At 38.4% G+C, this 24,619-nt stretch carries 28 protein-coding genes and 2 tRNA genes; 11 read left to right on the top strand and 19 right to left on the bottom strand.

The window, feature by feature from the left end:
* Window positions 1-245 precede the first annotated feature (245 nt).
* Window positions 246-662 (bottom strand): nickel-responsive transcriptional regulator NikR, encoded by a 417-nt coding sequence (gene nikR / locus ACW8TM_RS05410; protein ID WP_491532252.1) that lies wholly within the window; start codon window positions 660-662, stop codon window positions 246-248.
* Between the two features lie 142 nt (window positions 663-804).
* On the opposite strand from nikR, the gene ACW8TM_RS05415 reads away from it, so the two are divergent.
* Entirely contained in the window at window positions 805-2,763 is a 1,959-nt protein-coding gene (locus tag ACW8TM_RS05415; RefSeq protein WP_491532253.1) for a heavy metal translocating P-type ATPase, read from the top strand.
* 453 nt (window positions 2,764-3,216) lie between these two features.
* On the opposite strand, the gene ACW8TM_RS05420 is transcribed toward ACW8TM_RS05415, so the two are convergent.
* The 8 genes from ACW8TM_RS05420 to ACW8TM_RS05455 all read right to left on the bottom strand — a co-directional run bounded on the left by ACW8TM_RS05420 (window position 3,217) and on the right by ACW8TM_RS05455 (window position 9,123).
* Window positions 3,217-3,314: transfer RNA gene (locus tag ACW8TM_RS05420), tRNA-Leu, on the bottom strand.
* Window positions 3,315-3,355: 41 nt separating this feature from the next.
* Window positions 3,356-3,625: a TRAM domain-containing protein gene (locus tag ACW8TM_RS05425; protein ID WP_491532254.1), complete on the bottom strand. Its 270-nt coding sequence runs from the start codon at window positions 3,623-3,625 to the stop codon at window positions 3,356-3,358.
* 63 nt (window positions 3,626-3,688) lie between these two features.
* Entirely contained in the window at window positions 3,689-4,429 is a 741-nt protein-coding gene (locus ACW8TM_RS05430; protein WP_491532255.1) for a 50S ribosomal protein L2, read from the bottom strand.
* A 12-nt stretch (window positions 4,430-4,441) separates the two neighbouring features.
* Complete coding sequence (locus ACW8TM_RS05435; protein ID WP_491532256.1) at window positions 4,442-4,708, bottom strand: 50S ribosomal protein L23; 267 nt, start codon at window positions 4,706-4,708, stop codon at window positions 4,442-4,444.
* A 68-nt stretch (window positions 4,709-4,776) separates the two neighbouring features.
* Window positions 4,777-5,586, bottom strand: a complete 810-nt coding sequence (rpl4p, locus tag ACW8TM_RS05440) for a 50S ribosomal protein L4 (RefSeq protein WP_491532306.1) — start codon at window positions 5,584-5,586, stop codon at window positions 4,777-4,779.
* Between the two features lie 14 nt (window positions 5,587-5,600).
* Window positions 5,601-6,596 (bottom strand): 50S ribosomal protein L3, encoded by a 996-nt coding sequence (locus tag ACW8TM_RS05445; RefSeq protein ID WP_491532257.1) that lies wholly within the window; start codon window positions 6,594-6,596, stop codon window positions 5,601-5,603.
* Window positions 6,597-6,665: 69 nt separating this feature from the next.
* A complete protein-coding gene (locus tag ACW8TM_RS05450) occupies window positions 6,666-7,547 on the bottom strand; it encodes a putative RNA uridine N3 methyltransferase (protein WP_491532258.1) in 882 nt (293 codons plus the stop codon).
* 124 nt (window positions 7,548-7,671) lie between these two features.
* On the bottom strand, window positions 7,672-9,123 hold the full coding sequence (locus ACW8TM_RS05455; protein WP_491532259.1) for an RtcB family protein: 1,452 nt from the start codon (window positions 9,121-9,123) through the stop codon (window positions 7,672-7,674).
* Between the two features lie 53 nt (window positions 9,124-9,176).
* Here ACW8TM_RS05455 and ACW8TM_RS05460 point away from each other — a divergent pair, with 53 nt between their 5' ends.
* A complete protein-coding gene (locus ACW8TM_RS05460; RefSeq protein WP_491532260.1) occupies window positions 9,177-9,656 on the top strand; it encodes an HVO_A0114 family putative DNA-binding protein in 480 nt (159 codons plus the stop codon).
* Here ACW8TM_RS05460 and ACW8TM_RS05465 read toward each other — a convergent pair.
* Window positions 9,653-10,090 carry an archease gene (locus tag ACW8TM_RS05465; protein ID WP_491532261.1) on the bottom strand — a complete coding sequence of 146 codons (438 nt, stop codon included), beginning with the start codon at window positions 10,088-10,090 and terminating at the stop codon, window positions 9,653-9,655. The genes ACW8TM_RS05460 and ACW8TM_RS05465 overlap by 4 nt on opposite strands.
* Window positions 10,091-10,185: 95 nt before the next feature.
* On the opposite strand from ACW8TM_RS05465, the gene ACW8TM_RS05470 reads away from it, so the two are divergent.
* The 4 genes from ACW8TM_RS05470 to ACW8TM_RS05485 all read left to right on the top strand — a co-directional run bounded on the left by ACW8TM_RS05470 (window position 10,186) and on the right by ACW8TM_RS05485 (window position 11,542).
* Window positions 10,186-10,305: transfer RNA gene (locus tag ACW8TM_RS05470), tRNA-Ser, on the top strand.
* A 7-nt stretch (window positions 10,306-10,312) separates the two neighbouring features.
* Window positions 10,313-10,642: a zinc ribbon domain-containing protein gene (locus ACW8TM_RS05475; RefSeq protein WP_491532307.1), complete on the top strand. Its 330-nt coding sequence runs from the start codon at window positions 10,313-10,315 to the stop codon at window positions 10,640-10,642.
* A 5-nt stretch (window positions 10,643-10,647) separates the two neighbouring features.
* Window positions 10,648-11,040, top strand: a complete 393-nt coding sequence (locus ACW8TM_RS05480; RefSeq protein WP_491532262.1) for a hypothetical protein — start codon at window positions 10,648-10,650, stop codon at window positions 11,038-11,040.
* 31 nt (window positions 11,041-11,071) lie between these two features.
* On the top strand, window positions 11,072-11,542 hold the full coding sequence (locus ACW8TM_RS05485; protein ID WP_491532263.1) for a hypothetical protein: 471 nt from the start codon (window positions 11,072-11,074) through the stop codon (window positions 11,540-11,542).
* Between the two features lie 454 nt (window positions 11,543-11,996).
* Here ACW8TM_RS05485 and ACW8TM_RS05490 read toward each other — a convergent pair whose 3' ends face one another.
* From ACW8TM_RS05490 to ACW8TM_RS05505, 4 genes are all read right to left on the bottom strand, one after another.
* Window positions 11,997-12,668: an HAD family hydrolase gene (locus ACW8TM_RS05490; RefSeq protein ID WP_491532264.1), complete on the bottom strand. Its 672-nt coding sequence runs from the start codon at window positions 12,666-12,668 to the stop codon at window positions 11,997-11,999.
* 197 nt (window positions 12,669-12,865) lie between these two features.
* Window positions 12,866-13,174, bottom strand: coding sequence for a 30S ribosomal protein S10 (gene rpsJ, locus ACW8TM_RS05495; RefSeq protein WP_491532265.1), 309 nt, complete (start codon window positions 13,172-13,174; stop codon window positions 12,866-12,868).
* 22 nt (window positions 13,175-13,196) lie between these two features.
* Entirely contained in the window at window positions 13,197-14,504 is a 1,308-nt protein-coding gene (tuf, locus tag ACW8TM_RS05500; protein ID WP_491532266.1) for a translation elongation factor EF-1 subunit alpha, read from the bottom strand.
* Window positions 14,505-14,606: 102 nt separating this feature from the next.
* On the bottom strand, window positions 14,607-15,185 hold the full coding sequence (locus tag ACW8TM_RS05505; RefSeq protein ID WP_491532267.1) for a 30S ribosomal protein S7: 579 nt from the start codon (window positions 15,183-15,185) through the stop codon (window positions 14,607-14,609).
* 145 nt (window positions 15,186-15,330) lie between these two features.
* Between ACW8TM_RS05505 and ACW8TM_RS05510 the strand changes: the two genes are divergently transcribed.
* The 5 genes from ACW8TM_RS05510 (at window position 15,331) to ACW8TM_RS05530 (ending at window position 19,145) form a co-directional block, all read left to right on the top strand.
* Entirely contained in the window at window positions 15,331-15,891 is a 561-nt protein-coding gene (locus ACW8TM_RS05510; RefSeq protein ID WP_491532268.1) for a 2-oxoacid:acceptor oxidoreductase subunit gamma family protein, read from the top strand.
* Window positions 15,888-16,157: a 4Fe-4S binding protein gene (locus ACW8TM_RS05515; RefSeq protein WP_491532269.1), complete on the top strand. Its 270-nt coding sequence runs from the start codon at window positions 15,888-15,890 to the stop codon at window positions 16,155-16,157. The genes ACW8TM_RS05510 and ACW8TM_RS05515 overlap by 4 nt, the downstream gene beginning before the upstream one ends.
* Window positions 16,158-16,162: 5 nt before the next feature.
* On the top strand, window positions 16,163-17,392 hold the full coding sequence (locus ACW8TM_RS05520) for a transketolase C-terminal domain-containing protein (RefSeq protein ID WP_491532270.1): 1,230 nt from the start codon (window positions 16,163-16,165) through the stop codon (window positions 17,390-17,392).
* Entirely contained in the window at window positions 17,389-18,345 is a 957-nt protein-coding gene (locus ACW8TM_RS05525; protein ID WP_491532271.1) for a thiamine pyrophosphate-dependent enzyme, read from the top strand. Before ACW8TM_RS05520 ends, ACW8TM_RS05525 begins: the two co-directional genes overlap by 4 nt.
* 356 nt (window positions 18,346-18,701) lie before the next feature.
* On the top strand, window positions 18,702-19,145 hold the full coding sequence (locus tag ACW8TM_RS05530; protein ID WP_491532272.1) for a 30S ribosomal protein S12: 444 nt from the start codon (window positions 18,702-18,704) through the stop codon (window positions 19,143-19,145).
* 2 nt (window positions 19,146-19,147) lie between these two features.
* Here the strand turns inward: ACW8TM_RS05530 and ACW8TM_RS05535 are convergent, their stop codons facing one another.
* The 5 genes from ACW8TM_RS05535 to ACW8TM_RS05555 form a co-directional block, all read right to left on the bottom strand.
* The gene (locus tag ACW8TM_RS05535) at window positions 19,148-19,861 is read right to left on the bottom strand and encodes an acyltransferase (RefSeq protein WP_491532273.1); all 714 of its coding nucleotides are present in this window, start codon (window positions 19,859-19,861) and stop codon (window positions 19,148-19,150) included.
* A 71-nt stretch (window positions 19,862-19,932) separates the two neighbouring features.
* Window positions 19,933-20,367, bottom strand: coding sequence for a NusA-like transcription termination signal-binding factor (locus ACW8TM_RS05540; RefSeq protein ID WP_491532308.1), 435 nt, complete (start codon window positions 20,365-20,367; stop codon window positions 19,933-19,935).
* 2 nt (window positions 20,368-20,369) lie between these two features.
* Window positions 20,370-20,750 (bottom strand): 50S ribosomal protein L30e, encoded by a 381-nt coding sequence (locus ACW8TM_RS05545; RefSeq protein WP_491532274.1) that lies wholly within the window; start codon window positions 20,748-20,750, stop codon window positions 20,370-20,372.
* Window positions 20,751-20,781: 31 nt separating this feature from the next.
* Window positions 20,782-21,957 (bottom strand): DNA-directed RNA polymerase subunit A'', encoded by a 1,176-nt coding sequence (rpoA2, locus tag ACW8TM_RS05550; RefSeq protein ID WP_491532309.1) that lies wholly within the window; start codon window positions 21,955-21,957, stop codon window positions 20,782-20,784.
* Window positions 21,954-24,605, bottom strand: coding sequence for a DNA-directed RNA polymerase subunit A' (locus tag ACW8TM_RS05555; protein ID WP_491532275.1), 2,652 nt, complete (start codon window positions 24,603-24,605; stop codon window positions 21,954-21,956). The genes rpoA2 and ACW8TM_RS05555 overlap by 4 nt, the downstream gene beginning before the upstream one ends.
* Window positions 24,606-24,619 lie beyond the last annotated feature (14 nt).

Consider the following 24,619-nt stretch of genomic DNA (forward strand, 5'->3'; position numbering starts at 1 on the left):
GAAGGTGCCCTTAAGAAACTTAGGACTAATTCTTGACACCACATCCACCTACTCTACACTATTCATTTTAAACCAACTACTTAACGCTGGATATAGGTAACGTTACAGAATAGTATAAACTTTGTCTCTTTACTTAACAATAGAAAATAAAAGAACAAAGTCAAAATTAATATAAGAATAAAAAATAAAAGTAAAACTTAAAAAATATAAAAATCAAACATAAGCAAAGACTAGATATAACTAAACTAGAACTCTTCATCAACCATAACAGGAAACATCATATATTTAACCACACCAACACCCTTCAAAGCCCTAATCTTACCAATAAAATTCAAAATCTCCCTCACATCACCCTCAGTTATAAAAATCTCTAAACAATAATCAACCCCTAAATGAATATGCATATTACAAGAAACAATATCATCAAATTCATGCCTTAAACGCATAAGCCTCTCATCTACATCATGCCTATCATGCCTAGAAACAACAGTTATTGTAGCCATAACTCTACCAGCCTCAATTCTAGCCAACTCATAATCTGAAAGCAAATTTCTAATAGCATCCCTAATAACTTCAGAGCGACTAGAATAACCAGTCTCCCTCATAAACCTATCTAGCCTCTCAAGCAAATTAAAAGTCAGAGAAACACTTACAATAGGCATAGAACCACCATAATAAAAATACAAGCATAAATTAATAAAAATTATTAAAAACAAAAATAAAGTTAACAGCATATTAATAAGACTATCGAAAAACATGAAAGTGAACATAAAAACTCCATCAATAAGCTAGATAGGTGTAAAAATGTATATACACCATGAAGAAGAAATAAAATGCCAGAGAAGCAGAGAAGACCATATAAGAGAAGCATCCTCCATATGGAAAAGTAGAGAAATAATACTCATAACATCCTCAGCCATAATCCTATCAATAGGGTTAATCTTTGAGTTCAAACTAAAATTTGAAATACCAGCAGAAATACTGTTCATAGCAACAACCATAATATCAGGACATGAAATCATAAAGAATGGTCTATCCTCATTAATAATTAGAAGAAAATTGAGCATAGACTTTCTAATAACAGTAGCCGCAATAGGCAGCTTCTTCACAGGTCATGGAGAAGAAGGAGCCACAGTCATATTCCTATTCTACGTAGCTGAATTCCTAGAAGAATATGCAGCAGACCGAGCTAGAAAATCAATTGAAGCATTAATGCAACTCGCACCTGAAATTGCAACAGTAAAAAAAGACGGTAAAGAAATAGAAGTACCAGTAGAAGAAGTAAATCCAGGAGAAATAATAGTTGTTAGACCAGGAGAAAAAATACCATTAGACGGAATAGTTCTGAAGGGAATCTCAAGTGTCAATCAAGCTCCAATCACAGGTGAATCAATACCAGTAACAAAAAGAATAGGAGATGAAGTCTATGCAGGAACAATAAACAATGAAGGATTCCTAGAAATAAAAGTAACAAAGAAATCAACTGAAACAATACTCTCAAAAATAGTTAAACTAGTAGAGGAAGCACAGAGAATAAAGTCTCCAACAGAAAAATTCATAGACAAATTCTCAAAATACTACACACCAGCAGTTATATTCCTAGCAGTATGCGTAGCAATAATACCACCATTAATCTTCCAACAAACCTTCAATGAATGGTTCTATAAAGCCCTAGTCCTACTTGTAGTTTCATGTCCATGTGCACTAGCCATATCAACACCAGTAGCAATGGTCTCAGGAATAACAAGTGCCGCAAGAAACGGCGTACTAATAAAGGGAAGCGCCTACATTGAAGAAATAAGTAAAATAAAGGTCTTTGCCTTCGACAAAACAGGTACACTGACAGAAGGAAAATTAGAAGTAACCGACATTATACCATTAAAAAGCTCAGAAAAAGAAATATTAATCAAAGCAGCATCCCTAGAAGCATTATCAGAACATCCAATAGCAAAAGCCATAGTACAAGAAGCTGAAAAAATAAGGGCAACCCTAAAAGAGGTTGATGAATTCAAGGCAATACCAGGAAAAGGAGTAACAGGAAAAATAAATGGAGAAAAACTATTTATCGGTAATAGAAAATTATTCGAAGAAATAGCAATAACCATTCCAGAAGAAATAGCCCAAAAACTAGAAAATGAAGGAAAAACAGTAGTCTTCCTTGGAAACAATAGAGAAATCATCGCCATAATTGCAGTAATGGACAAAATAAGAGACACAACCATAATAACCATAAGTGAACTGAAGAAGAGAGGAATAAAAACAATAATGATAACAGGAGACAATAAAAGAACAGCTAAAGCAATAGCAGAGAAAATAGGAATAGACGAATACCATGCAGAACTACTACCAGAAGACAAAGTACACATGATTGAAAAATTAATAGATAAATATGGACATGTAGCCATGGTTGGAGACGGAGTAAATGATGCACCAGCCCTAGCAAAAGCAAACGTAGGAATAGCCATGGGCGCCATAGGCAGCGACGTCTCCCTAGAAACAGCAGACATAGCCCTAATGCAAGACGACCTATCAAAACTACCCTACCTAATCGAACTAAGCAAAAAGACACTTAAAATAGTAAAAGAAAACATCTTAGCATCAATCTCAATAAAGGGAAGCTTTGCAATACTCACCTTCCCAGGATTAGTAACCCTATGGCTAGCAGTAGCAATAGGAGACATGGGACTCTCCCTAGCAGTAATATTAAACGCCATGCGCCTCTCACTAATAAAAGCCCATGATTATACAGGTAGAAGCAAATAGCATAAAAAGAGGAATAGACATAATCAAAAACTAGCTAGAGAGGGAAAACTATCTCTGACAAAAATCTAAGAAGCTAAGATAAAACGAGTAGTATTACAAAACCCGCCTATAGCCTTAATTCAAGAAGCTAAACTTTTAGCACACATACATAAAGATAAAATAGAAAAACTCTGGTCTGAAGTCCACTTACAAGAATTAATAAACATTGGAGTATGGCCCATATCGGATCTCAACAACCCACTAAAAATTACAGAGCGAAAAATAGTATCCACATTATTAGATGAAGAGGAAAGAGAAGTACTAAGAAAGGCTAGAGAAATGATAAGGAAATTAGAGAAAGAAGAACCAGATATAGAAGAGTTAGAAAGAAAAGAATCTAAAGAGATACACGGAACAAATAAAAGACACATTTAGACTTTAAAACGCCAATAAAATACTGTTTAAGTTTAGTAGTGCGGGGGGTGGGATTTGAACCCACGAAGGCCTTCGCCACAGCCGCTCTGAGAAGACTCCTCAGGGCTGCGCCTTTGACCTGGCTCGGCAACCCCCGCTCATTTAAAATGAATGTAAATGCTTTAACTTTAGTTTTTCGCTAATATTCATATGTTGAAGTAGATTTCTTCTCAATAATTTCTCCAAGCGCTTTATTATGTTTAATGGCTTTAATTCGAACTTTAATTATCTCGCCAATTTTTGCTCCAGGGATAAATATGGTTTTATCCTTTATTCTAGCTATACCATTACCCTTTGCACTAATATCCTCTACTAAGACTGTATATACATCTCCTTCCCTTAATCTTACAGAAGCCCTCTTTAATTGACCCTTCTTATTAGACCTTCTCTTAGACAATCTTCTCGGCATTAAGGATCCCTATCCGCATAATTGCATCCACATAAGTAAACAGAATTTATAAGCATTACGCATCTATCTTCTCTTCCTCGGGGTACCCTTCTTCCTACCAGTTCTTCTAGCAGCTATATGTCCAACCTTCTTTCCAGGTGGGGCATGACGAGAGACAGGTGGACTTCCCTTTGGATGATGGCCACCACCATGAGGATGACTTGCTGCAACCATTGCTTTACCTCTAACTACAGGCCACTTCCAAGCCTTCACCTTAACTCTATAATATTTAGTTCCAGCCTTAACGAAGGGTTTTTCAGTTCTACCTCCACCAGCAACTATGCCAATAGTAGCTCTACACTTAGGATCAATAGACTTCAACTTTCCAGAGGGAAGACGAATAATTGTTCTATTAGGTGACTGAGCAACAATAGTTATATATGAGCCAGAAGACCTAGCAAACTTTCCCCCATCACCAGGCCTAGCTTCAACATTACATACAAGAGTACCCTCAGGAATCTTTCCAACAGGCAAAATATTTCCAACTTTAAGAGGAGCTTCAGGACCCTTCATAACCTTCTGACCAACATATACACCCTCAGGTGCAACAATCAACTGTCTAGAGCCATCTTCAAACTTAATTAAAGCTACAGGTGCACCTCTACCAGGATCATGAAGCAAAGCTACAATCTTTCCTTGAACAGTTAAGGTCATCTCCTCTTTACTTAGAGGAGCATATCTAACTGCACCAACCCTCTTCCATGAAGGAGACCTAAATACAGATCCTCCACGACCCCTCCTTTGAACAAGAATCCTTTTACCCATAACTCACCACCACTACAATATTCCAAGCCGAGTAGCTATATCAGAAGCCTTAAATTCAGGTGCAAGTTTAACATAAGCCTTCTTCTCTCCACGAGGAGTAATCAAGACATTAACCTTCACAACTTTAACGCCAAAGAGCTCCTCAACAGCCCTCTTAATCATATGCTTATTAGCTTTAATGTTAACTATGAAGGTTAACTTATTTTCACGTTCAATCTTCTCAATAGCCACCTCTGACATTACAGGTCTAATAATTATACTCCATAAATCAACAGTCAATTCCAACACCCCTTCATAACCATTAAACTTACCATATAAACAACACTCAACAACATAAATCTTTCCAACTATTTAAATCGCTCTTCAAGCTTTCTTATAGCAGACTCAGTCCAAATAGTAAGTCTACCTGCATGACCACCAGGAGCTAAATGAATAACACTTAAATCACGTGCATGAACAACGTCAACACCAGGAAGATTCCTAGCAGCCCTAACAATCCCCTTATCTTCACCAATAACAATTAACGGACCCTTCCTCTTCTTATACTTCCTACCTCTAAATTTACCCTTACCAGGACGAATCTTCCTACCCCTCTTCGCTCTCTCAACGTCACTCCAAACACCTAACTGCTTCAAGAAACTTCTGACAGAAGCAGTTCTATCCAACTTCTCCAAGTCATCTACAACCACAAGTGGAAGTTCAGGAACACCATCAATTACATGCCCCCTACTTGAAACCAACTTAAAATCAGCTGTAGCAGCAATAGCAGACATTACAGCTAACTTCTTCTCCTTCCTATTAATCCTCTCAAAAACAACCTTCTCAGCCTTAGGTGGATGAGCCCTTCTACCACCCACAGCCATAGGAATAAATGCAGCTTGACTCGCCTTGGGATATCTACTACCCTTAACCCTTGGAACTCTAGCAATACCATAACCAACACCCCAACTCTCAGCAGTTGTACGCTTTCCAGCCATTGGATCTCTACCCTGAGGCTGAATTCTAGCAGTAAGAGAAGATATGAAGGCACGTCTAATTAAATCTGGACGGAAAGGAGTTGTAAAAACATGTGGAAGCTTCAAATCCTTTACAGGCCTACCCTCTAAATCATAAACCCTCACTTGTAAATCTAACTTACCACTAAACATTTCAACCATCAATATTCCCTCCACTAAACATGTACATAGAGAACTCTAGGCTTAGTTGTAGGAGCATTAACTGGAGGTCTAATAGGATATCTTAACTTTACAAGTCTCTTAGGAGGACCAGGCACTGAACCCTCAAGAACAATATAGCTACTCCTTACAACACCATAATGTGGAATGCCGCCCTTAGGAGTAATTTCATCACCAGAATCACCAATCTTTAAAATCCTCTTATTATACTCTGTTCTCTGATGAAAACCAAGTTGACCTGCCCTAGGAATAGTCCACATAGTACCTGGATGAGCAGGACCAATAGAACCTATTCTTCTATGACCCTTCCTATGCTTATGCCATCTAGGCATAATTTTAATTCCAAAACGCTTAACAACACCTTGAAAACCCTTACCCTTAGAAACTGAAATTACATCAACAAATTGACCCTCATCAAAAACATCCCTAACAGACAACTCCCTACCAATAAACTTTAATGCATAATTAAATCTCTCCTCAATAGAGCCCCCACCAATCTTAACCTCAAAAACTTCAGGCTTCTTCTTCCTAATACCAGCCTTCCTTGGCTGACAACAAACAATAAATCTCAAATCTGAAATACGATCAATAGAAGACTTCAACTTCTCCAATGCAGAGTTAAAATCAAACTTCTCTGGAACAGTGAAAACACGCTCTAAATCCTTAGGTGGAGATTCAACCCAAACTTCACCAATACTCTTTAATCCATTAACAGTCTTAGAATAAGCTCTAACTGCACAAACATAGAGTGGAGGAACCTCAATTATAGTTACAGGTTTAACAACCTCTTTACCATAAAGAGGAGTTCTAGGCCAATCCTCAACTACAACTGCATGGGTCATAGCAACCTTATAACCCGCAAAGGCTAAAGGTCTAGTTTCACCCTCAACCTCAGGCCAAGACCTAATCCTAGCTACTATACTCTTAGCTCTAACTCTAGGTCTAAATCCAAGTGACCCCCTTCTAGGAGCATGTGTACGTCTATGACCCATAGCTTAACTCCTCCAACTTAACTTAAACTGCTGGAAAAGTAACATAAAATCATGCATATATATTTTACACTATCTAGAGTTAGAATGATGTAAATAAGACAAGAAATTTATTATGGAAAGTGAAATTAAAATAGCCTCCTCAGTCCTAATAGTCTTAGTTCCCTGAAAAGGAGCCATATTAACTATAAAATCACAATACTCTCTCAAATTAAATTTCTCACGACTAGCTATATCAAACAAACCCTCATCAGGAGAACCAAACAAAATCAAAGTCCTCTTGGAAGAAGCCAATCGCTTAGAAAGCTCTCTATAAACCCTATAAACAGGATCCCCATACCTTGAAGTTGCAACAATCAAGTCAGCCCTAAAATCCAAAATACTCCTCCTCAAACCCTTACGAGTAAAATTAACTTCAAAACCCCAATAAACATCAACTTCACTTCTAGAAACAGGTTTAACCCTAACTCCACCCCTACGTCTAATCACCCTAAAAACAAGGCGACTACCAACTGGAAGACGCCTAGAAATAGGGAAAAGTCTTTCAAGACCAACATCAACAAGAGAACCCCGCCTACCACTCTTAACAACTACACCCTCCCTATACTCATCTCTACCAGCAAACTCCAATTTAGACTCAACTGTGTGGGGAGGAGTACGAAGAGGGGGAAGAAGACCAGTATACTTAAGAGAAGAAGATATTCCAAAAATCCTCCTCCTCAAATATTGAGGAGTATCCATGAAACGTAGAATCTGACAGATAAATTCACCATCACCCTCAAATTCACGTTTATCCAAGTAAACCAAAATCTCATTAACCCTAAAAATAGCAGCAGCTCTACCAACAACTCCAACCTTGACAGTCTTATCCCTCAAATGAGAAACATCAGATAGAAAGCCAGCAGGAATACCAATAGCCAATAAACCATGCCTTCTAGGAGGAGGCCAAGACAAAACTTACACCAAATAAAAATTAAAAAGCCAAAATATAAATTAAAGTGTATTTCACCATTATTAACTGCCGATGATTGCTTTGCCGAGTACTGAAATATGATGACCCCTTAATATCTGAGGCAAATCAACCTTTAGTAACACCTAATGGAAGCAATCTTGCAACCAAAGTGGCAATTCCAACTTTATGTGAAACCTGTGCAACACGATCAATATCCTTATATGCTTGAGGGGCTTCTTCAACAACACCCCTAAAGCTTGCAGACCTAACTAGAATACCCCTAGCCTCCAACTGTCTTCTAATATCACTAGCCCTAAACATCCTCTTAGCAGCAGCCCTACTCAACAACCTACCAGCACCATGAGCAGTTGAACCGAAACTTATCTCCATAGCCTTAGGCTGACCCAATAATAGATATGAAGCAGTACCCATAGAACCTGGAATTAAAACAGGCTGCCCAATATCTCTATATCTCGCTGGAATCTCCAAATGACCCCGAGGGAAGGCCCTAGTTGCACCCTTACGATGCACATAAACCTGTCTCTTCTCCCCATTAATCCTATGCTCCTCAAGCTTAGCAATATTATGAGCAACATCATAAACCAATCTCAATCCAAGGGACTCAGCAGAAGAGTCGAAAACCTTCTCAAAAGCTTGACGAGTCCAATGCATAATACACTGCCTATTAGCCCAAGCAAAGTTACATGCAGCAGACATAGCTGCAAAGTAATCTTCAGCCTCCCTACTCTTAGCAGGGGCACAAGCCAACTCCCTATCAGGAATCCTTATACCATACTTATGAACAGCCCTCTCCATAACTCTAAGATAATCCGAGCATACTTGATGGCCAAACCCCCTGGAACCAGTATGAATCATAACTGTAACTTGACCCTCATGAGTAATTCCAAACCGCTTAGCAGCCTCACGATCATAAATCTTATCAACATACTGAATCTCTAAGAAATGGTTACCACTACCCAAAGTTCCAAGCTGCCTTGAACCCCTAGCCTTAGCCCTACTAGAAACCTTATCTGGATCAGCATACTTTAACCTACCATTCTCCTCACAAAATTCAGCATCACCCTCCCATCCATATCCATGCTCAATAGCCCAATGAACCCCATCAACCAAAACCTCATCAAGCTGATGAGAAGAAAGCCTTATTCTACCAGTTGAACCAACCCCTGAAGGAATATAGTTGAACAATGTATCAAGCAGTTTAGGCATAACCTTCACAACATCATCCCTACTCAAATCAGTTCTAATCAACCTCACACCACAATTAATGTCATATCCAACTCCACCAGGACTAATAACACCCTCCTCAGCATCCAAGGCAGCAACTCCACCGATGGGAAAACCATAACCTTGATGTCCGTCAGGCAAAGTTATAGCAAACTTATAAATCCCCGGCAAACAAGCAACATTTGCACACTGCTCCAAAGTTAAATCCATCTTCATCTTCTGAAGTAACTGCTCATCTGCATAGATAATTCCAGGAACACGCATACAATGCTTAGTACCCTTAGGAATCTCCCAAACATATGCATCAATCTTTCTAAGTGAAATCCTAGACATAACAATCCCCAATTTAAGATAGAATGTATAGCAAAAAGCTTTTTGGTAGTCAAATGATAAAGATAATTGAAATGCAAATAAAAATAGCCAGAAGACTAACACCAGAAGAAATACTTGAAATGGAAAAACAAATAGAAAAAAACATAGGCTTCGACGTAAGGAAAATGGAAATAAAATCAAACGAAGACATGAAGAAGAAATGGCTAATATACACTAAATGGGCAACCCTACACTACGCATACAAAGCATATGAAGAAGAAGGTGAAAACTATTACATATACGAAGAAAACTTCAACCAACCAATAAAAGAACTCCTAAAAATACTAACTGAAAAGAGAATCCAACTACTAAATGAAATTGCAAAGGGAGTAGAGTCAATAAGCGACCTAGCGAGAAAAGTGAAAAGAGACGTAACAAACGTATATAGAGACCTAAAAACACTAGAAAAACTAAAGATAATAAAAATGGAAAAAACAGGTAAAAACGTTATACCCAAAATAATTGCAGAGAAAATCACCATAGAATTAATTTAAATGTCAAGTACAAACCTAATAACACATCCATCGGCACTCTCCCTAATTTCCATTAGAGAATAAGTAACAGCCTTAACCTCAGTCTTCCTTGGATGAACACTTGGATTAAACCTCTCACCCCAAGCATAACCAGTAAGCAAATAGCCTCCACCATCAATACGCCTAATCTCCTCAACCACAAACTTAGAAAAAACAATTAAATCAACATCAAATATGAATAGAAGCTCCTCAAGCCAAGAATAAAGCAAAGCCTGAAGATCTTCACCCTCAACACTAATACGCCTCTTAACCACAGGCTTAACAGTAGAAATATCAGTCATAACCTCAAACATAGCCTTAGCAGCATTCTCAAAAGCCTCCCTCAAATCAGAGCCATAAGCCTCGACAAGTACATCTGCAGTATGATCAAGAAATCTAAACCCACCGCCAACCATAACAGTAACACCAAGAATAAATATGCTCAAGCCACTTAAATTATTATCAAACCCCTAGGTAATTATATAAACAGAGAAAGGCTAAAAAATAATGGGCCGGGGTGGCCGAGCGGACTAAATGAGAAAAACTCAGGTAAAGGCGCAGGCCTTGAGAAAAACGAGACAGCCTGTGCCCCACACGGGGCGCGTGGGTTCGAATCCCACCCCCGGCGCCATTATCAAATATACAGTTCCTTCAGTCTCTTAACAGTCAACGGCTATAGATGTGGGAAGGAAGGAATCAGAGTAAGTCAAGGACTGTTCAAATGTCCTAATTGTAACTTAGAATATAATGCAGATTTGAATGGTGTAATAAATATAGCTAAATTGTCCTTCGACTATATGTTGAGGGGTGGAGTTGCCTTGACACAGCCCATAACTCTGCATGAAGCTATGCCTCAGGCTTGTAGCCATAAAGGAGGCATAGCAGAAAGCAGAGAATCTCCTCCACTTCAGCGGGGAGAGTGTCAATTTCATACCCGCCCATTTAAGATTAAGACTGTTTGGAGCTAGGCGAAATGTATGAAAGTAAGTGGATGAAAATTTTAGTTTACGTCTTAGATAAGCTTGACACAGCCTCAAAATTGGGACAATACCCATTCGCCACAATTCTCGCAGAGGAAGATGATAAGAAACAGAGAATCCAGTTGACTATAGGTAGCCATGACCCAAGGAAATATATCCTTAACATTCCAGAACTCAAAGATTCAGATTACACTAAAGTTAAAAGGTTCTTAAGTGACAGATGTAATGTTAATTTTTTGGAAGACCGCCCCGCAACCAACAAATACTTCGGATACCTGACTATTGAAATTGATAGAGAAAATGTCACTGAGACCATCATAAAATTACTTGAAAATTTAGAGTTCCCGAGAACCTGTAGGCTAACCATTGAAGAATTTACTGAATAAATAGGGAAAACTTAAAACATGGTGGGCCTAATTGAATTCTGAATTCGAACTTTTAACCGGCATATTTCCAGCTCTAATTAAAAGGAAACTATTAAGGAGAAGTAAAGGCTTACTTCTTCTAACATCGAAAAGGATTGCCTTTCTACCATTAAACGTTATTAAAGAAAACCTAAAAACAGACAGAGGAAAAGAAGTATCTAAAGAAATAATAGGCATACCAGTTATAAGTAGCAGTAACATCGATGAACTTGCCGCCAAAAATAAACCACTCATTATACAAGTATCACAGAAGAGTTTAGACACATTTATCTCTGAACTGGGAGGTTTTTCCTTCTACTTAGATGACATTGTGAATGTAACACTAAATACTAAACGGCGTATCTTAATAATTACATGTGAGCATACTATCAGCAAGATCCATATGGATTGTGGAGATGAAGTACTCTACGAACTGAATGAGCAGTTAAAAGCATTACTCAACATAAAATACTCTGAACTCTAAATTTAAACCTTAAAAGACCTCATCAACATTTTCCAAGAAACTGTATCTTCTTCAACATCTAAGTATCCATCATGCCCACCATTGTTATAATGAAATGAATACTAATCATCTTCTTTCGAAACTCTAAATATAGGCAAAGACTTAAACAAAATAACTCTAATTTAGAAGATAAAACTCAAAATCCTCACAATCTTCCAATAAAATAATTCAGAGCCTTCAGCTATTCACTCAAAGAAAATGAGAGGAGGAAACCCCTAGAGTGATTAGTCCACTACAAAAATGAAGACAAATCATGAACCTTCAGCGATGAAAAACATAGCGATACAACTCATGAATAACCGTGACATCATTAGAATTATTTCAAAAATTCAATAGAAACTATAAAGTATAAATATGACATAATACTCACATATCATTCTTTAACCTCAACGCTATAAATCTTCATGGAACACATCTAACTGAGTTGATTTACTATAACATCCAACGCTTGATTCAAATCACCTACAATAGCATCTGCTTCTTCACATTTCACATATCTTTTACTTCTATTCAGCAATATAGCTTTCATACCTAGTCTTTTAGGTAAAATAACATCTATGAAAACGCTATCACCAATCACAACTGCCTCATCCGAGCTAACACCTAAAACCTCTAAGACCCGCTTATACATTTTAGGATTGGATTTATCACATCCAGCCTCATACCCAGTCATAATGAAGTCAAAGTAATTTCGAATTGGATGAATCGCCTCTTTAAACTGGAAATAAGCTATTGTAGTAACTATAGCTGTTTTGAAGCCACTTCTCTTAGCACGAATCACAGTATCAGTTGCATCAGGATACAATTGATATGGTCTACTCTGGAGAAGCTCAACTATTGAAGTCAACGTCTCCCTATCAACCTTAACTCTAAGCCTCCAAAGAATACGTGAAAAATAGGAAAACCAACTCCTATATCCATATCTTGGATAATCGATCATTGAAACAAAGAACCATGCAGCCCTAAGCTGTTGAGGTGAAACTTCATAACCCCTACTAAAAAGATAGTCTGAAATCTCAACATCACTAACAGGATTCTCCACATAAGCCAAAGTTCCATGTAAATCGAATAAAACTGCCTCAACCATAAAATACTCCTCAACAAATACCATTAAGCAGTCAATTATATCTATTTTGCATTAAACGTAAAGAGATAAGCATGAAGAATATAGACCAACAGATAATCAATACGCTTCATTAAATCTACTAGGCGGCGACTTTAACTAAAAGAAACAAGAATACCTCAATCCAATATAAATAAAGAAGAAAATACGTGAAGTTAATGTTATGTTAGTTCTATTTCGATTTTTACGTCATCTGGTACGCGTATCCGCATGATCTGTCTCATCACACGTTCATCAGCATCAATGTCAATTAATCTCTTATGAATTCTTAATTCAAATTTGTCCCATGTCTTTGTACCTTCACCACATGGACTTTTCATGGTAGTTACAACTAAGCGTTTAGTAGGTAATGGTATGGGACCTGAAATTTTAACTCCAGTCTTCTGGGCTATACGCTTTATCTGCTCACAAACCTCATTTAACTTATATGCATCAGTGCTGGTTAATCGTATTCTGGCTTTTCTGACCATCGTTGACACCTTTTAGTTACTCTTATCTCTTTCCAATTTTAGCTTCCTTAATGTCCATTACAATTCCAGCAGCAATAGTTCTTCCCATGTCTCTAATAGCAAACCTGCCTAACTGAGGGAATTCAGCATATTTTTCAAGGCATACTGGTTTTAATGGTTTAAATCTAACAATTGCACTTTCACCCTGCTTTAAATAGGTTGGATGCTCCTCAATAGTAGCTCCGCTTCTCGGATCAATCTTCTTAATCAACTCATAAAATCTAACTGCCACTGTAGCAGTATGGATATGCATAACTGGAGTATAGCCTGCAGCAATGGCTGTTGGATGATATAGTACAAATATTCTACCTGTAAATTCCTCTGCTACAGTTGGTGGATTAGCTGAATGTCCACAAACATCTCCACGTCTAATATCAACCCTAGAAACACCCCTCACGTTAAAGCCAATATTGTCTCCTGGAACAGCTTTAGGTATTTTTTGATGATGCATCTCAATAGACTTCACTTCACCGGACTTGTTAGGTGGCATAAAGACAACTGTATCTCCAACCTTCAAAACTCCGGTCTCAACTCTACCTACAGGAACTGTTCCTACACCAGTAATTGTATAAACATCTTGAATTGGTATTCTTAAAGGTTTATCAATAGGCTTTGGCGGGGGAACAAACATGTCCAATGCTTCAACTAGTGTAGGTCCATCATACCATGGCATTTTATCACTTTTCATAACCAAGTTGTCCCCATACCATGCAGATACTGGAATAAAATGAATCTTGGAGACATTATAGCCAATCATTCTAAGAAATCTTGCCACACCATTCTTAACTTCCTTGTATCTTGCCTCACTCCAATTCACGCTAGGATCATCCATCTTATTAATTGCAACAACCAATTGATTTACACCTAATGTCTTTGCAAGGAAGGCATGCTCCCTTGTCTGTCCAGCTGCACTCATACCAGCCTCATACTCACCTCTCTTAGCTGACACAACAAGAATAGCAGCATCAGCCTGAGAAGTACCTGTAATCATATTCTTTACGAAGTCTCGATGACCAGGAGCATCAATAATAGTGAAGTAGTACTTTGGTGTCTCAAACTTCCAAAAGGCTAGGTCAATTGTTAATCCTCGTTCACGCTCCTCCTTCAATTTATCCATGACCCATGCAAATTTAAATGAAGCCTTACCAATCTTTGAAGACTCCTCTTCAAGCATCCTCATAGTTCGCTCATCAACATTCCCAGTTAGGAAAAGCACATGTCCCATTAAGGTGCTCTTACCATGGTCTACATGTCCAATCACTACAAGATTTAAATGTGGCTTCTCAGACATTTCAATCACTCCCACTTACTCGGCGAAATAAATCCTTAAACCCGCTATTTAAGGTTTTTGTGATTAGTAATATTAAAAGTTATAGAAAAACTTTATCATAACTTACCTTGAAGACAAAGCTATTCTCTCAATTTCCTCCTTCTTCTGAATAGCATAGGATCTAGAATCACCCTTAGCAGCTAGGATAATCTCTTCAGCCAAACACTCCTCAATAGATTTAGGATTACTAAAGGAAGCCTTCCTAGCACCTTCAGTAATAAATCTTAAGGCCAAATCTAGACGACGCATAGGAGAAATATCAACTGCTTGATGATAGACAATTCCACCATAAACAATTCTAGTAGTCTCCTCCCTAGGAGCTGCATTCTCAAGAGCTCTAACTAAAACCTGCATTGGATTTTCACCAGTCTCTAAATATATAATTTCAAAGGCCTGCTTTACAATATTCATAGCCAAAGCCTTTTTACCCATATTCTTACCAGGCCTCATAACCTTATTTATCAATCTTTCAACAATTGGAACCTCAGCCTTACCAAAATGCTTATGCTCATGCCTACCTCCAGTATGAGGTAGAAAAACAGGCTTAAGACAAACATATCTCTTTAAACCAGGATCCCTAACTTCAACATCATCAAATGACCACTTACCAAACAGTTTAATTTCAATTTTAGCTCTACTCATCCACGTCACACCCATGCCACTAAACACACTCTTAGCTATAACTTCAAGGGAAATCAATAAATCTTTCGCTCCCATTAATCGAAAGACTTTAAGGTTCACATTAATAGATTAACACGACGTAAAATACCTAATTGTGGTGGACGAGATGATAGAAATAAGATGGCATGGAAGAGGAGGACAAGGCGCTTGGACTGCAAGCAACCTCCTAGCCTCAGCAGCATTAAAAGAAGGAAAATATGTTCAATCCTTTCCAACCTTCGGACCAGAAAGAATGGGCGCACCAATAATGGCATTCACAAGAATAAGTGAAAAACCAATAGAAATACACTGCCATGTATACAATCCAGATGCAATAGTTGTTCTAGATCCAACCCTACTGAGCTCAAGAATAATTGAAGGACTAAAAAGTGGAGGATATATAATAGTGAACTTCAGAGAAAAACCAGAGAAACTAGCAGAAAAATTAGGTGTAAAAGGGAGGGGATTTAAAGTCTACACAGTAGAAGCAACAGACATTGCAGTTGAAATACTAAAAAGAGGAATAACAAACACTGCAATGCTAGGTGCATTAATAAAGGCAATAGGAATAGTCAAGCTTGAAAGCATATACGAGGCATTAAAAGAAAGATTCCCAGGAAAAATAGCAGAGTTAAATATTAAAGTAGTAGAGAAAGCCTATAAGGAAACTGTGGGGGCTGAAGTATGAGTAAACTTAAAGGTTGGCGTGAAGTACCCATATCAGGCGTATGCTGGAAATTATCAACAGAATTCAAAACTGGAGATTGGAGAACATTCAAACCCATAATAGATCAAAATAAATGCATTAAATGCCTAATATGCTGGGTATACTGTCCAGATGAATCAATAAAATGGGATGGAGAAAAAGTGTCAGTAGACTACGACTACTGTAAAGGCTGTGGCATATGTGCCAATGAATGCCCAGTAAAGGCAATAGAAATGGTTTTGGAGTGATAGACATGATGGTAAAACAGAAAGTTATGGGATTAAATGGAGATGAAGCAGTTGCATGGGCAGTAAAACAATGTGATGTAGACATGGTGGCAGCATATCCAATAACACCACAAACAATAATCGTAGAAAAATTCTCAGAATTCGTAGCTAATGGAGAAGTAAAAACAGAATTTGTGGCATGTGAATCTGAACACTCAGCATTAAGTGCATGTATAGGAGCAGCAGCTGTAGGAGCTAGAACATTCACAGCAACAGCAGCAAATGGACTAGCCTTAATGTGGGAAATAGTCTACATAGCCTCAAGCCTAAGACTACCAATAGTAATGGCCATAGTAAACAGAGCATTATCAGGACCAATATGCATTCACTGCGACCATGGAGACTCAATGGGATGTAGAGATGCAAGCTGGATACAACTATACTGTGAAGATGCCCAAGAAGTATACGACACAATAATACAAGCCTTCAAAATAGGAGAACACCCCAAAGTCCAGCTACCAGTAATGGTAATGCTAGACGGCTTCCTATTAAGCCATACCATGCAAAACGTGAAGATCCTACCAGACGAAGTAGTAAAGGAATTTGTAGGTATAAGAAAGCCAGTAGAAGTAGAAATACCCTATCTTGGAGGAAAAGCACCCCTAATCTTAGACCCAGAAAAACCATTAACCTTCGGACCACTAGACCTATACGACTACTACTATGAACATAAAATGCAGCAACACGAAGCCATAGAAAATGCAAGAGAAGTAATAAAAATAATCAATGAAGAATATGCAAAAATAAGTGGAAGAAAATATGGAGACGGACTCATACAAACCTATGGACTAGAAGACGCTGAAATAGCAACCATAGTATTAGGCTCAACAGCAGGAACAGTAAGAAGCGTCGTAAAACAATTAAGGAAAAAGGGTGTAAAGGCAGGAGTATTAAGACTAAGAACCTTTAGGCCATTCCCCGCAGAAGAAATTATTGAAGCCCTCAAAAACGTAAAGGTTATAGGAGTACTAGATAGAAGTGGACCCTTCGGAGGCTATGGTGCACCAGTATTCCTAGAAACAAGAGCAGCCTTCTATGATATGGATCCAAGACCATTAATAATAAACTATGTCTACGGTCTAGGGGGAAGAGATATGCACCCAGAATTAATAAAACAAGTCTATGACGACCTACAGAAAACACTTGAAACAGGCAGAATTGAACGACCTGTTAAATTTATAGGGGTGAGAGAATGAGTTTAAAGTTAAATCTTAAAGAATTAGCCTTAAAGGAGCCACTCCTATTACCAGGACATAGATTATGTGCAGGATGTGGAGCATCAATAATAGTAAGACAGATAATGCATATCCTCCGCGGACCAACAATCCTAGTAAATGCAACTGGATGCCTAGAAGTCTCCACATCAATATACCCATATACTTCATGGCGGCTACCATGGATACACAATGCCTTCGAAAATGCAGCTGCAACAGCAGCTGGAATAGAAGCAGGAATAAAGGCAATGATAAGAAAGGGAAGATACAAGTACAACCATGTAGACGTCATATGCTTTGCAGGAGATGGAGGAACCTATGATATTGGATTACAAGCTCTAAGCGGAGCCTTCGAAAGAGGACACGACTTCCTCTACGTACTATATGATAATGAAGCATACATGAACACAGGAATACAGAGAAGTGGAGGAACACCACTAGGAGCTGCAACAACTACATCACCAGCAGGAACAGTAATTCCAGGAAAAACCGAGCATAAAAAACCAATAGCAGACATAGCGGTGGCCCATAGAATACCATATGTAGCAACAGTAACACCAGCACACTGGGCAGACTTAATGAGAAAAGCACGTAAAGGAATAGAAGTTAAAGGCCCAGCCTTCATACATGCATTCTCACCATGCCCAAGAGGATGGAGAACCCCATCTGAAATAAGCATTACACTAGCAAAACTAGCAGTTGACACATGCTTCTTCCCACTATGGGAATATGAGAATGGAGAATGGAGACTAACAGACAGAAGCCTAGCAATAGCAAGAAATCCAAAACTAAAGAAACCAGTAGAAGAATATCTCAAACCACAAGGAAGATTCCGCCATCTATTTAAACCAGAAAACAGACATGTCATAGAAGAACTACAGGAAAGAGTAGATAGAATATGGGAAGACCTACTTAAACGCTGCCAAAATACCTAAACTCCTCAAATTTTTATAAAATAATCATCTAGTCTATTCACTTATTTGGGTACTATGGGTCTTTTAGATGCTATGGAAACACTGAGTTTATATGTGAGGTTATGTACTGGTACATGTAGTAAGCCATCAGGCTTTGCCGATGACGGCACTCCCCGTAAGGCGGCTCCTGTGGTAGTCGCCGATGTAGCTCCCAATAAACCACCGAACCACATGAGGGGGCTGAGGGGGAAGCCCGTGCAGGTCATCAAAATAACGAAAATATCAAAAATATAATGCACGGGCAACCATCATAAATTCTAGAGGAAAATTTATTTAGAAAAATGTAGAAAGAACGATAGTCTAAATGGGGTGGAGAAATGCCAGGATCAAAATCACCAAAGGGACTATATGCAGCAAGAAAACTAAGAAGAAAAAGACTGAAATTTAGGTGGAGTCAAAGAGAATTTAAGCGTAGAATGCTCAGACTAGACATTAAAGCAGACCCCCTAGAAGGGGCACCACAAGCAAGAGGAATAGTAATTGAAAAAGTAGGAGTAGAAAGCAGACAGCCAAACTCAGCAGTAAGAAAATGTGTGAGAGTACAATTAATAAAAAATGGCAAACAAGTAACAGCATTCCTACCGGGAGACGGAGCATTAAACTTTGTTGATGAACATGATGAAGTAATAATAGAGGGAATAGGTGGACCACTAGGCAAATCCTACGGAGACTTGCCAGGAGTAAGATATAAAGTAATCAAAGTAAATGGAGTATCACTAAAAGCATTAATGCTAGGTAAAAAACAGAAACCAATGAGATAAAATCACTCCTCAACCATCTCCCAAGAAAACTTCTTCTCATCATATTCTTCACGTGAACAGAGAATTCTAGCTGGAACTCCAACAACAACCATTCTATCTGGAACATCCCTTACAACAACAGCACCAGCACCAACCACTGCATCCTCCCCAATAGTAACACCAGAAATCAAAGTTGAATTAGCACCAATAACTGCACCCCTCCTAACAACTACTCCAACAAGCCTTCTACTAGGAGGATATCTATCATTTGTCAAACAAGCTCTAGGACCAATAAATACATCATCCTCCACAACACATCCAGGAGGAATATAAACTGAAGACTGAATATTAACATTGTCACCAATCCTAACAGAGCCATCAATAACAGTGTTAGTTCCAATCCTAACATTATCACCAACAACAGTATTCTCCCTAATCAAAACCCTATGACCAGTCTCAAGATTATCACCAATCCTTACACGCTCATATATAATTGAATCGGAACGAATAAGACAATTAACACCGATAACTGCACCCTCACTTAAATCATCATAAACATTAAAATCAATACAACCTTGAGAAATTAAATTCTTAAGTGAACTGCGAACTGGAAAACCAATTATACAATTATTACCTATAAAGCATCCATCACCAATAGTAGTTCCACCCAAAACAATAACGTCACCCTCAAAGAAAACTCTACCTAAAGAAGCCCTCTTAGAAACATGTAAAACCATACCAATTCCACCTAAACAACAGCGAAACACATAAATTCATTAATTCCCCTCAACACAAATTAAACTAAAATCTACAATATAATGACATTATCAATATCAAAATATCTTTTAGCCAAAATTCTAGCCCTAGCAATATTTTTACCCTCCTTACCAATAGCAATACCCTTATCCTGAGGCTCAATAGTTACATATGCAATCCTCTTACCATTAGGAGACTTAGAAATCTTAATAGCCCTAACCCTAGCAGGAGCAAGACTATTCCTAATTAAATCTTCTGGAGTATCAGCATGCTCAACAACCTCAATACTCTTACCAATCATTCTCTGAAGCCTCTTAACATTGATTCCCCTCCTGCCAATAGCCAACCCCATATCCCCACTACGAACAATAAAAATTAAGCGATTAACTCTATTGTCAATAATACAATCCCTAGTAACTGCACCAGTCATACTTTCAAATAGAGAGATATACCGCATTTCCTCTGCAGTCAACTTAATTGAGGGTATGCTCACCCCTCCCCTTCCTCAACTAAAGATAATATTTCAGAATCACCAGGATCAATAATCGTCAGAGAAGCAACCATAAAAGGCTTACCACAAATAGCACCTAAATCCCAACTTGAACCAGGATAAACATACACTGGAATTTTAGAAAGCCTAGAATAATATAAAATGTCACCCTTAATATCCTCAGGACAGTTACTTGCAATAATAATCAGTTTACCCCTCCCAAGCCTAGCATTCTTAATCGTAATGTTAGAGCCAATAACCACCTTACCAGTTCTCAAGGCAATCTTTAGTTCCCGCTCAATATCTATTGACATCCACTCAACTCCTGAAATAGTGAAATTTAATATCCACGTAGTTTCAGCCACACCATAACTACACATACATTCACTACGCTAAATATCACTACACTTTTTAAGTTTTCCTTCTACCCCCACCCCTCCTCATAAGCAACTCTACAAATCCAGTTCCAAGAGGTATAGGTTGACCCACAATAACATTTTCAGTTACACCTAAAAGTTCATCAACTTCTCCACGTGCACTAGCCTCCAATAAATGCTTAGTTGTAACCTCAAAGGCTGCTCTAGCAAGAACACTAGGCTTCTCACCACTCACTCCATGTCTACCAATCTGCCTAATTCTACCAGTCAAAGTCATAATGTCAGCTACAAGCATTACATGACGAATATCAACATCTAAACCTTGCTCCTCTAAAACCTTCATAGCCTCCCTGATAATAGCATTCCTAGCAGCCTCAATACCTAAAACCTCTGCAATCTCATAAATATTATTAGTGTAAACCCTGGTGGAATCAATACCATCAACCTTTAAAACTGCAGCTAAATTTGAACCCTCAGTATAGATAACATATTCTCCAGCCTCCTTCCTAATAATAATACGCTTAATACCCTTAATTCCCTTAAGCTTTAAAGACAAAATTTTATCCCTCAACTTTTGAAGCTTAGTTAAATCAACCAAGTCAGTTTGAATTATAATTCTATTTTCACCCGCAATAATAACTTCACCAATCTTAAGCTTCTTTAAAACCCTCTCAATAAGCTCTACATCTACACCCTTATCCTCCATGAGTTCATCATCTAAATCCAAAATTATTGAGCCAGAAATCAAGTCAACTTCAACACTCCTAGTAACATTTTCTATTAAAGTAGTCTCAATCTTCCTTCCAACATCCTTAGCCTTCTCCTCATCATACTTATGCTCCTCATCCAAATATATAGTCATCATAGGAGTAGATGGAACACGCCTAGCATCAACCAACTCAATCAATCTAGGCAAACCTAAAGTCACGTTAAACTCTCTAACACCTGCATAATGGAAGGTTCGAAGAGTCATCTGAGTGCCAGGCTCACCAATAGACTGTGCAGCCACAACGCCAACAGCTTCACCAGGCTCAACCAGCGAGCGCTTATAAGCCAATACAACCTCCCTTAAAATTTCATCCAACTCTTCAGATGTAACTTCAACTTCACGTAACTTCACCTTTAACTCATCAATAATAGATGGAGGAAGAATATTTTGAAGCCTATCTATCCTCTCATTAACCTCATCATATGAAAGAAAATCCATTATGACCGCCTCCTAGACAGAACCTTCTCAATAATCCTATCAATACTAGTAGCCTTACCATGATCACTCCTAGCAGGATCAATTCCATCCTCACCATACCTAAACTGTACAATTACACCGCCAGGAGCCCTAACACTACCATCATACTCAACCTTCAAGTCTTGAAGGGCATTAATCAATCTCCTCTGCATATAACCACTCTGAGAAGTTCTAACAGCAGTATCAACTAGACCTTCCCTTCCACCCATAGCATGGAAGAAGAATTCAAGTGGATTCAAACCACTCTTATACGAGGAGTAAACGAAGCCTCTGGCTCTAGCTCCAATATCACCTGGCTTAAAGTGGGGAAGAGTCCTATCCTTATAACCCCTCATAATTCTCTCTCCACGAACTGACTGTTGTCCAATAACAGCAGTCATCTGAGTTAAATTGAGAATATTCCCCCTAGCACCAGTCTTAGCCATTACAACAGCATGATTCTCCAAGCCCAAATACTCAGCAGCAATACTTCCAGCCTTATCTCTAGCATCAGCTAAAACCTCCATAATTCTCATCTCCAATGTCTCCTCAAGAGTTCTTCCAGGAAGCCTCTCCAACTCACCAGACCTAAATGATTCAATTAACTCTTTAACCTTAGCTTCAGCCTCAGCTAAAACATCCTCAATCCTATACTTAGCCTCCTCAGGTAAATCTTCATCATGTAAGCTCATAGTAAAACCAGTATAATCAATATACTCTAAAAACATCTTCAATGCATTATCAATAAAAATTCTACCAGCATCAGTACCATAATCCTTAATAATGTAATGTAGAAGACTTTCAGGCTGACCAGCCCCAATCAACTTCTTATCAAGAACTCCAGCTAAAAGCTTACCATCACGCACCACTACATATGCATCATGAGGACAATCCTCCCTTAAACACTCATCACACTTAGCACAGATACTAGCCCTAAGTGAATAATTGAATCCCCCAGGAAGAAATAGGCTAACCAATTGCTTACCAGTCCAAAGCTCCTTCGGATAAGTTATGGCCGGCTTAGGAAGACTACCTCTATATCCAGCAGCCATCAATAATCTGCAAACCTCCTCCTTAGTAAGCAAAGTAGACTTTCTAGTCAATAGGAAAGCACCAGTAATATAATCTTGAATTGCACCAATAATTGGACCACCATAACGTGGAGATAAAATCTGTTCTTGAACAAGCATCAATATTCTAGCCTCAGCCCTAGCCTCCTCACTCTGAGGAACATGTAAATTCATTTCATCTCCATCAAAATCAGCATTATATGGAGGACAAACACATAAATTCAACCTAAAAGTCTTATAAGGTAAAACCCTAACCTTATGAGCCATAATAGACATCCTATGCAATGAAGGCTGCCTATTAAACAATACGATATCTCCATCCTTTAAATGCCTCTCAACAATATATCCAGGAGTTAAGCCATCAGCAATCAACTTTAAATCCTTTGGAAACCTCAAGTCAATACGTCTACCATCAGGTCGAATAATATAGTTAGCGCCAGGATGCTTATAAGGCCCATTCAAAACAAGCCTCCTCATCTCCTCTAAATTCCACTCAGTAACACGTTCAGGAACAGTTAATATCTTAGCAACCTCAATAGGAACACCAACCTCATTAATACTCAAATTAGGGTCAGGAGAAATAACAGTTCTAGCTGAAAAGTCAACACGCTTACCAGAAAGATTACTCCTAAACCTACCCTCCTTACCCTTCAACCGCTGAGTTAAAGTTCTAAGAGGCCTACCAGACCTATGCCTCGCAGGAGGAATACCGGAAACTTCATTATCAAAATAAGTTGTAACATGATACTGCAATAACTCCCATAAATCTTCAATTATAAGCTGAGGAGCTCCAGCCTCAATATTCTCACGCAACCTCTCATTAATCCTAATAATATCAACAAGCTTATGAGTCAAGTCATCCTCAGACCTAACACCAGACTCCAATGTAATTGAAGGTCTAACACTAACTGGGGGAACAGGCAATACAGTTAAAACCATCCATTCAGGCCTAGCAACCTTAGGATTAATACCAATTAAAACTAAATCTTCATCGGGAATACGTTCAAGACGCGCCCTAATTTCAATAGCAGTAAGCCTAATACTACCCTCCCTCAACTCCTCATAAAATGTAGTTGGCTTCTCAAGCTTAATCTTATATTGCCTCTCATGGCAATGAGGACACTCAGTAGTCTTAATAGCCTTCTTCAACAACTTCTCATTCAGCTTCCTAGCAAGTTCATCCCAAACACCCTCATACTTCTCCAAAAGCCTACGATTCTTCTCCATCTCCTCCTCAGAAATTAAAAGTCTACCACACCTCCTACAAGTAGCCCTTAAAATTTGATGAATAAGCTTAGTAAAACCAACATGAATAACAGGTCTAGCCAATTCAATATGGCCAAAATGTCCAGGACACTGACCAACCCTATTACCACAAGTAGCACAACGCTGACCAGGCTCAATAACACCTAGCCTACGATCCATCAAACCAGAATCAATAGGCCAGCCATCCTCATCATAAGTATCAGCAGTAATAACAGCAGTAACAGACATCCTCCTAATAGTCTCAGGAGACAATATTCCAAACTTAATAGCCTTAACCAACTTATAAGTCTCAGACATCAACTCCACACCCC

Source organism: Candidatus Culexmicrobium sp. (genome assembly GCF_058356305.1).

Excerpts from the sequence above, each read along its gene's own strand:
- nikR (WP_491532252.1), bottom strand. The coding sequence starts at position 662 with ATGCCTATTGTAAGTGTTTCTCTGACTTTTAATTTGCTTGAGAGGCTA.
- ACW8TM_RS05415 (WP_491532253.1), top strand. The coding sequence starts at position 805 with ATGTATATACACCATGAAGAAGAAATAAAATGCCAGAGAAGCAGAGAA.
- ACW8TM_RS05425 (WP_491532254.1), bottom strand. The coding sequence starts at position 3,625 with ATGCCGAGAAGATTGTCTAAGAGAAGGTCTAATAAGAAGGGTCAATTA.
- ACW8TM_RS05430 (WP_491532255.1), bottom strand. The coding sequence starts at position 4,429 with ATGGGTAAAAGGATTCTTGTTCAAAGGAGGGGTCGTGGAGGATCTGTA.
- rpl4p (WP_491532306.1), bottom strand. The coding sequence starts at position 5,586 with ATGGTTGAAATGTTTAGTGGTAAGTTAGATTTACAAGTGAGGGTTTAT.
- ACW8TM_RS05445 (WP_491532257.1), bottom strand. The coding sequence starts at position 6,596 with ATGGGTCATAGACGTACACATGCTCCTAGAAGGGGGTCACTTGGATTT.
- ACW8TM_RS05455 (WP_491532259.1), bottom strand. The coding sequence starts at position 9,123 with ATGTCTAGGATTTCACTTAGAAAGATTGATGCATATGTTTGGGAGATT.
- ACW8TM_RS05460 (WP_491532260.1), top strand. The coding sequence starts at position 9,177 with ATGATAAAGATAATTGAAATGCAAATAAAAATAGCCAGAAGACTAACA.
- ACW8TM_RS05465 (WP_491532261.1), bottom strand. The coding sequence starts at position 10,090 with ATGGTTGGCGGTGGGTTTAGATTTCTTGATCATACTGCAGATGTACTT.
- ACW8TM_RS05480 (WP_491532262.1), top strand. The coding sequence starts at position 10,648 with ATGTATGAAAGTAAGTGGATGAAAATTTTAGTTTACGTCTTAGATAAG.
- ACW8TM_RS05490 (WP_491532264.1), bottom strand. The coding sequence starts at position 12,668 with ATGGTTGAGGCAGTTTTATTCGATTTACATGGAACTTTGGCTTATGTG.
- rpsJ (WP_491532265.1), bottom strand. The coding sequence starts at position 13,174 with ATGGTCAGAAAAGCCAGAATACGATTAACCAGCACTGATGCATATAAG.
- tuf (WP_491532266.1), bottom strand. The coding sequence starts at position 14,504 with ATGTCTGAGAAGCCACATTTAAATCTTGTAGTGATTGGACATGTAGAC.
- ACW8TM_RS05505 (WP_491532267.1), bottom strand. The coding sequence starts at position 15,185 with ATGAGTAGAGCTAAAATTGAAATTAAACTGTTTGGTAAGTGGTCATTT.
- ACW8TM_RS05510 (WP_491532268.1), top strand. The coding sequence starts at position 15,331 with ATGATAGAAATAAGATGGCATGGAAGAGGAGGACAAGGCGCTTGGACT.
- ACW8TM_RS05515 (WP_491532269.1), top strand. The coding sequence starts at position 15,888 with ATGAGTAAACTTAAAGGTTGGCGTGAAGTACCCATATCAGGCGTATGC.
- ACW8TM_RS05520 (WP_491532270.1), top strand. The coding sequence starts at position 16,163 with ATGATGGTAAAACAGAAAGTTATGGGATTAAATGGAGATGAAGCAGTT.
- ACW8TM_RS05525 (WP_491532271.1), top strand. The coding sequence starts at position 17,389 with ATGAGTTTAAAGTTAAATCTTAAAGAATTAGCCTTAAAGGAGCCACTC.
- ACW8TM_RS05530 (WP_491532272.1), top strand. The coding sequence starts at position 18,702 with ATGCCAGGATCAAAATCACCAAAGGGACTATATGCAGCAAGAAAACTA.
- ACW8TM_RS05535 (WP_491532273.1), bottom strand. The coding sequence starts at position 19,861 with ATGGTTTTACATGTTTCTAAGAGGGCTTCTTTAGGTAGAGTTTTCTTT.
- ACW8TM_RS05545 (WP_491532274.1), bottom strand. The coding sequence starts at position 20,750 with ATGTGTAGTTATGGTGTGGCTGAAACTACGTGGATATTAAATTTCACT.
- ACW8TM_RS05555 (WP_491532275.1), bottom strand. The coding sequence starts at position 24,605 with ATGTCTGAGACTTATAAGTTGGTTAAGGCTATTAAGTTTGGAATATTG.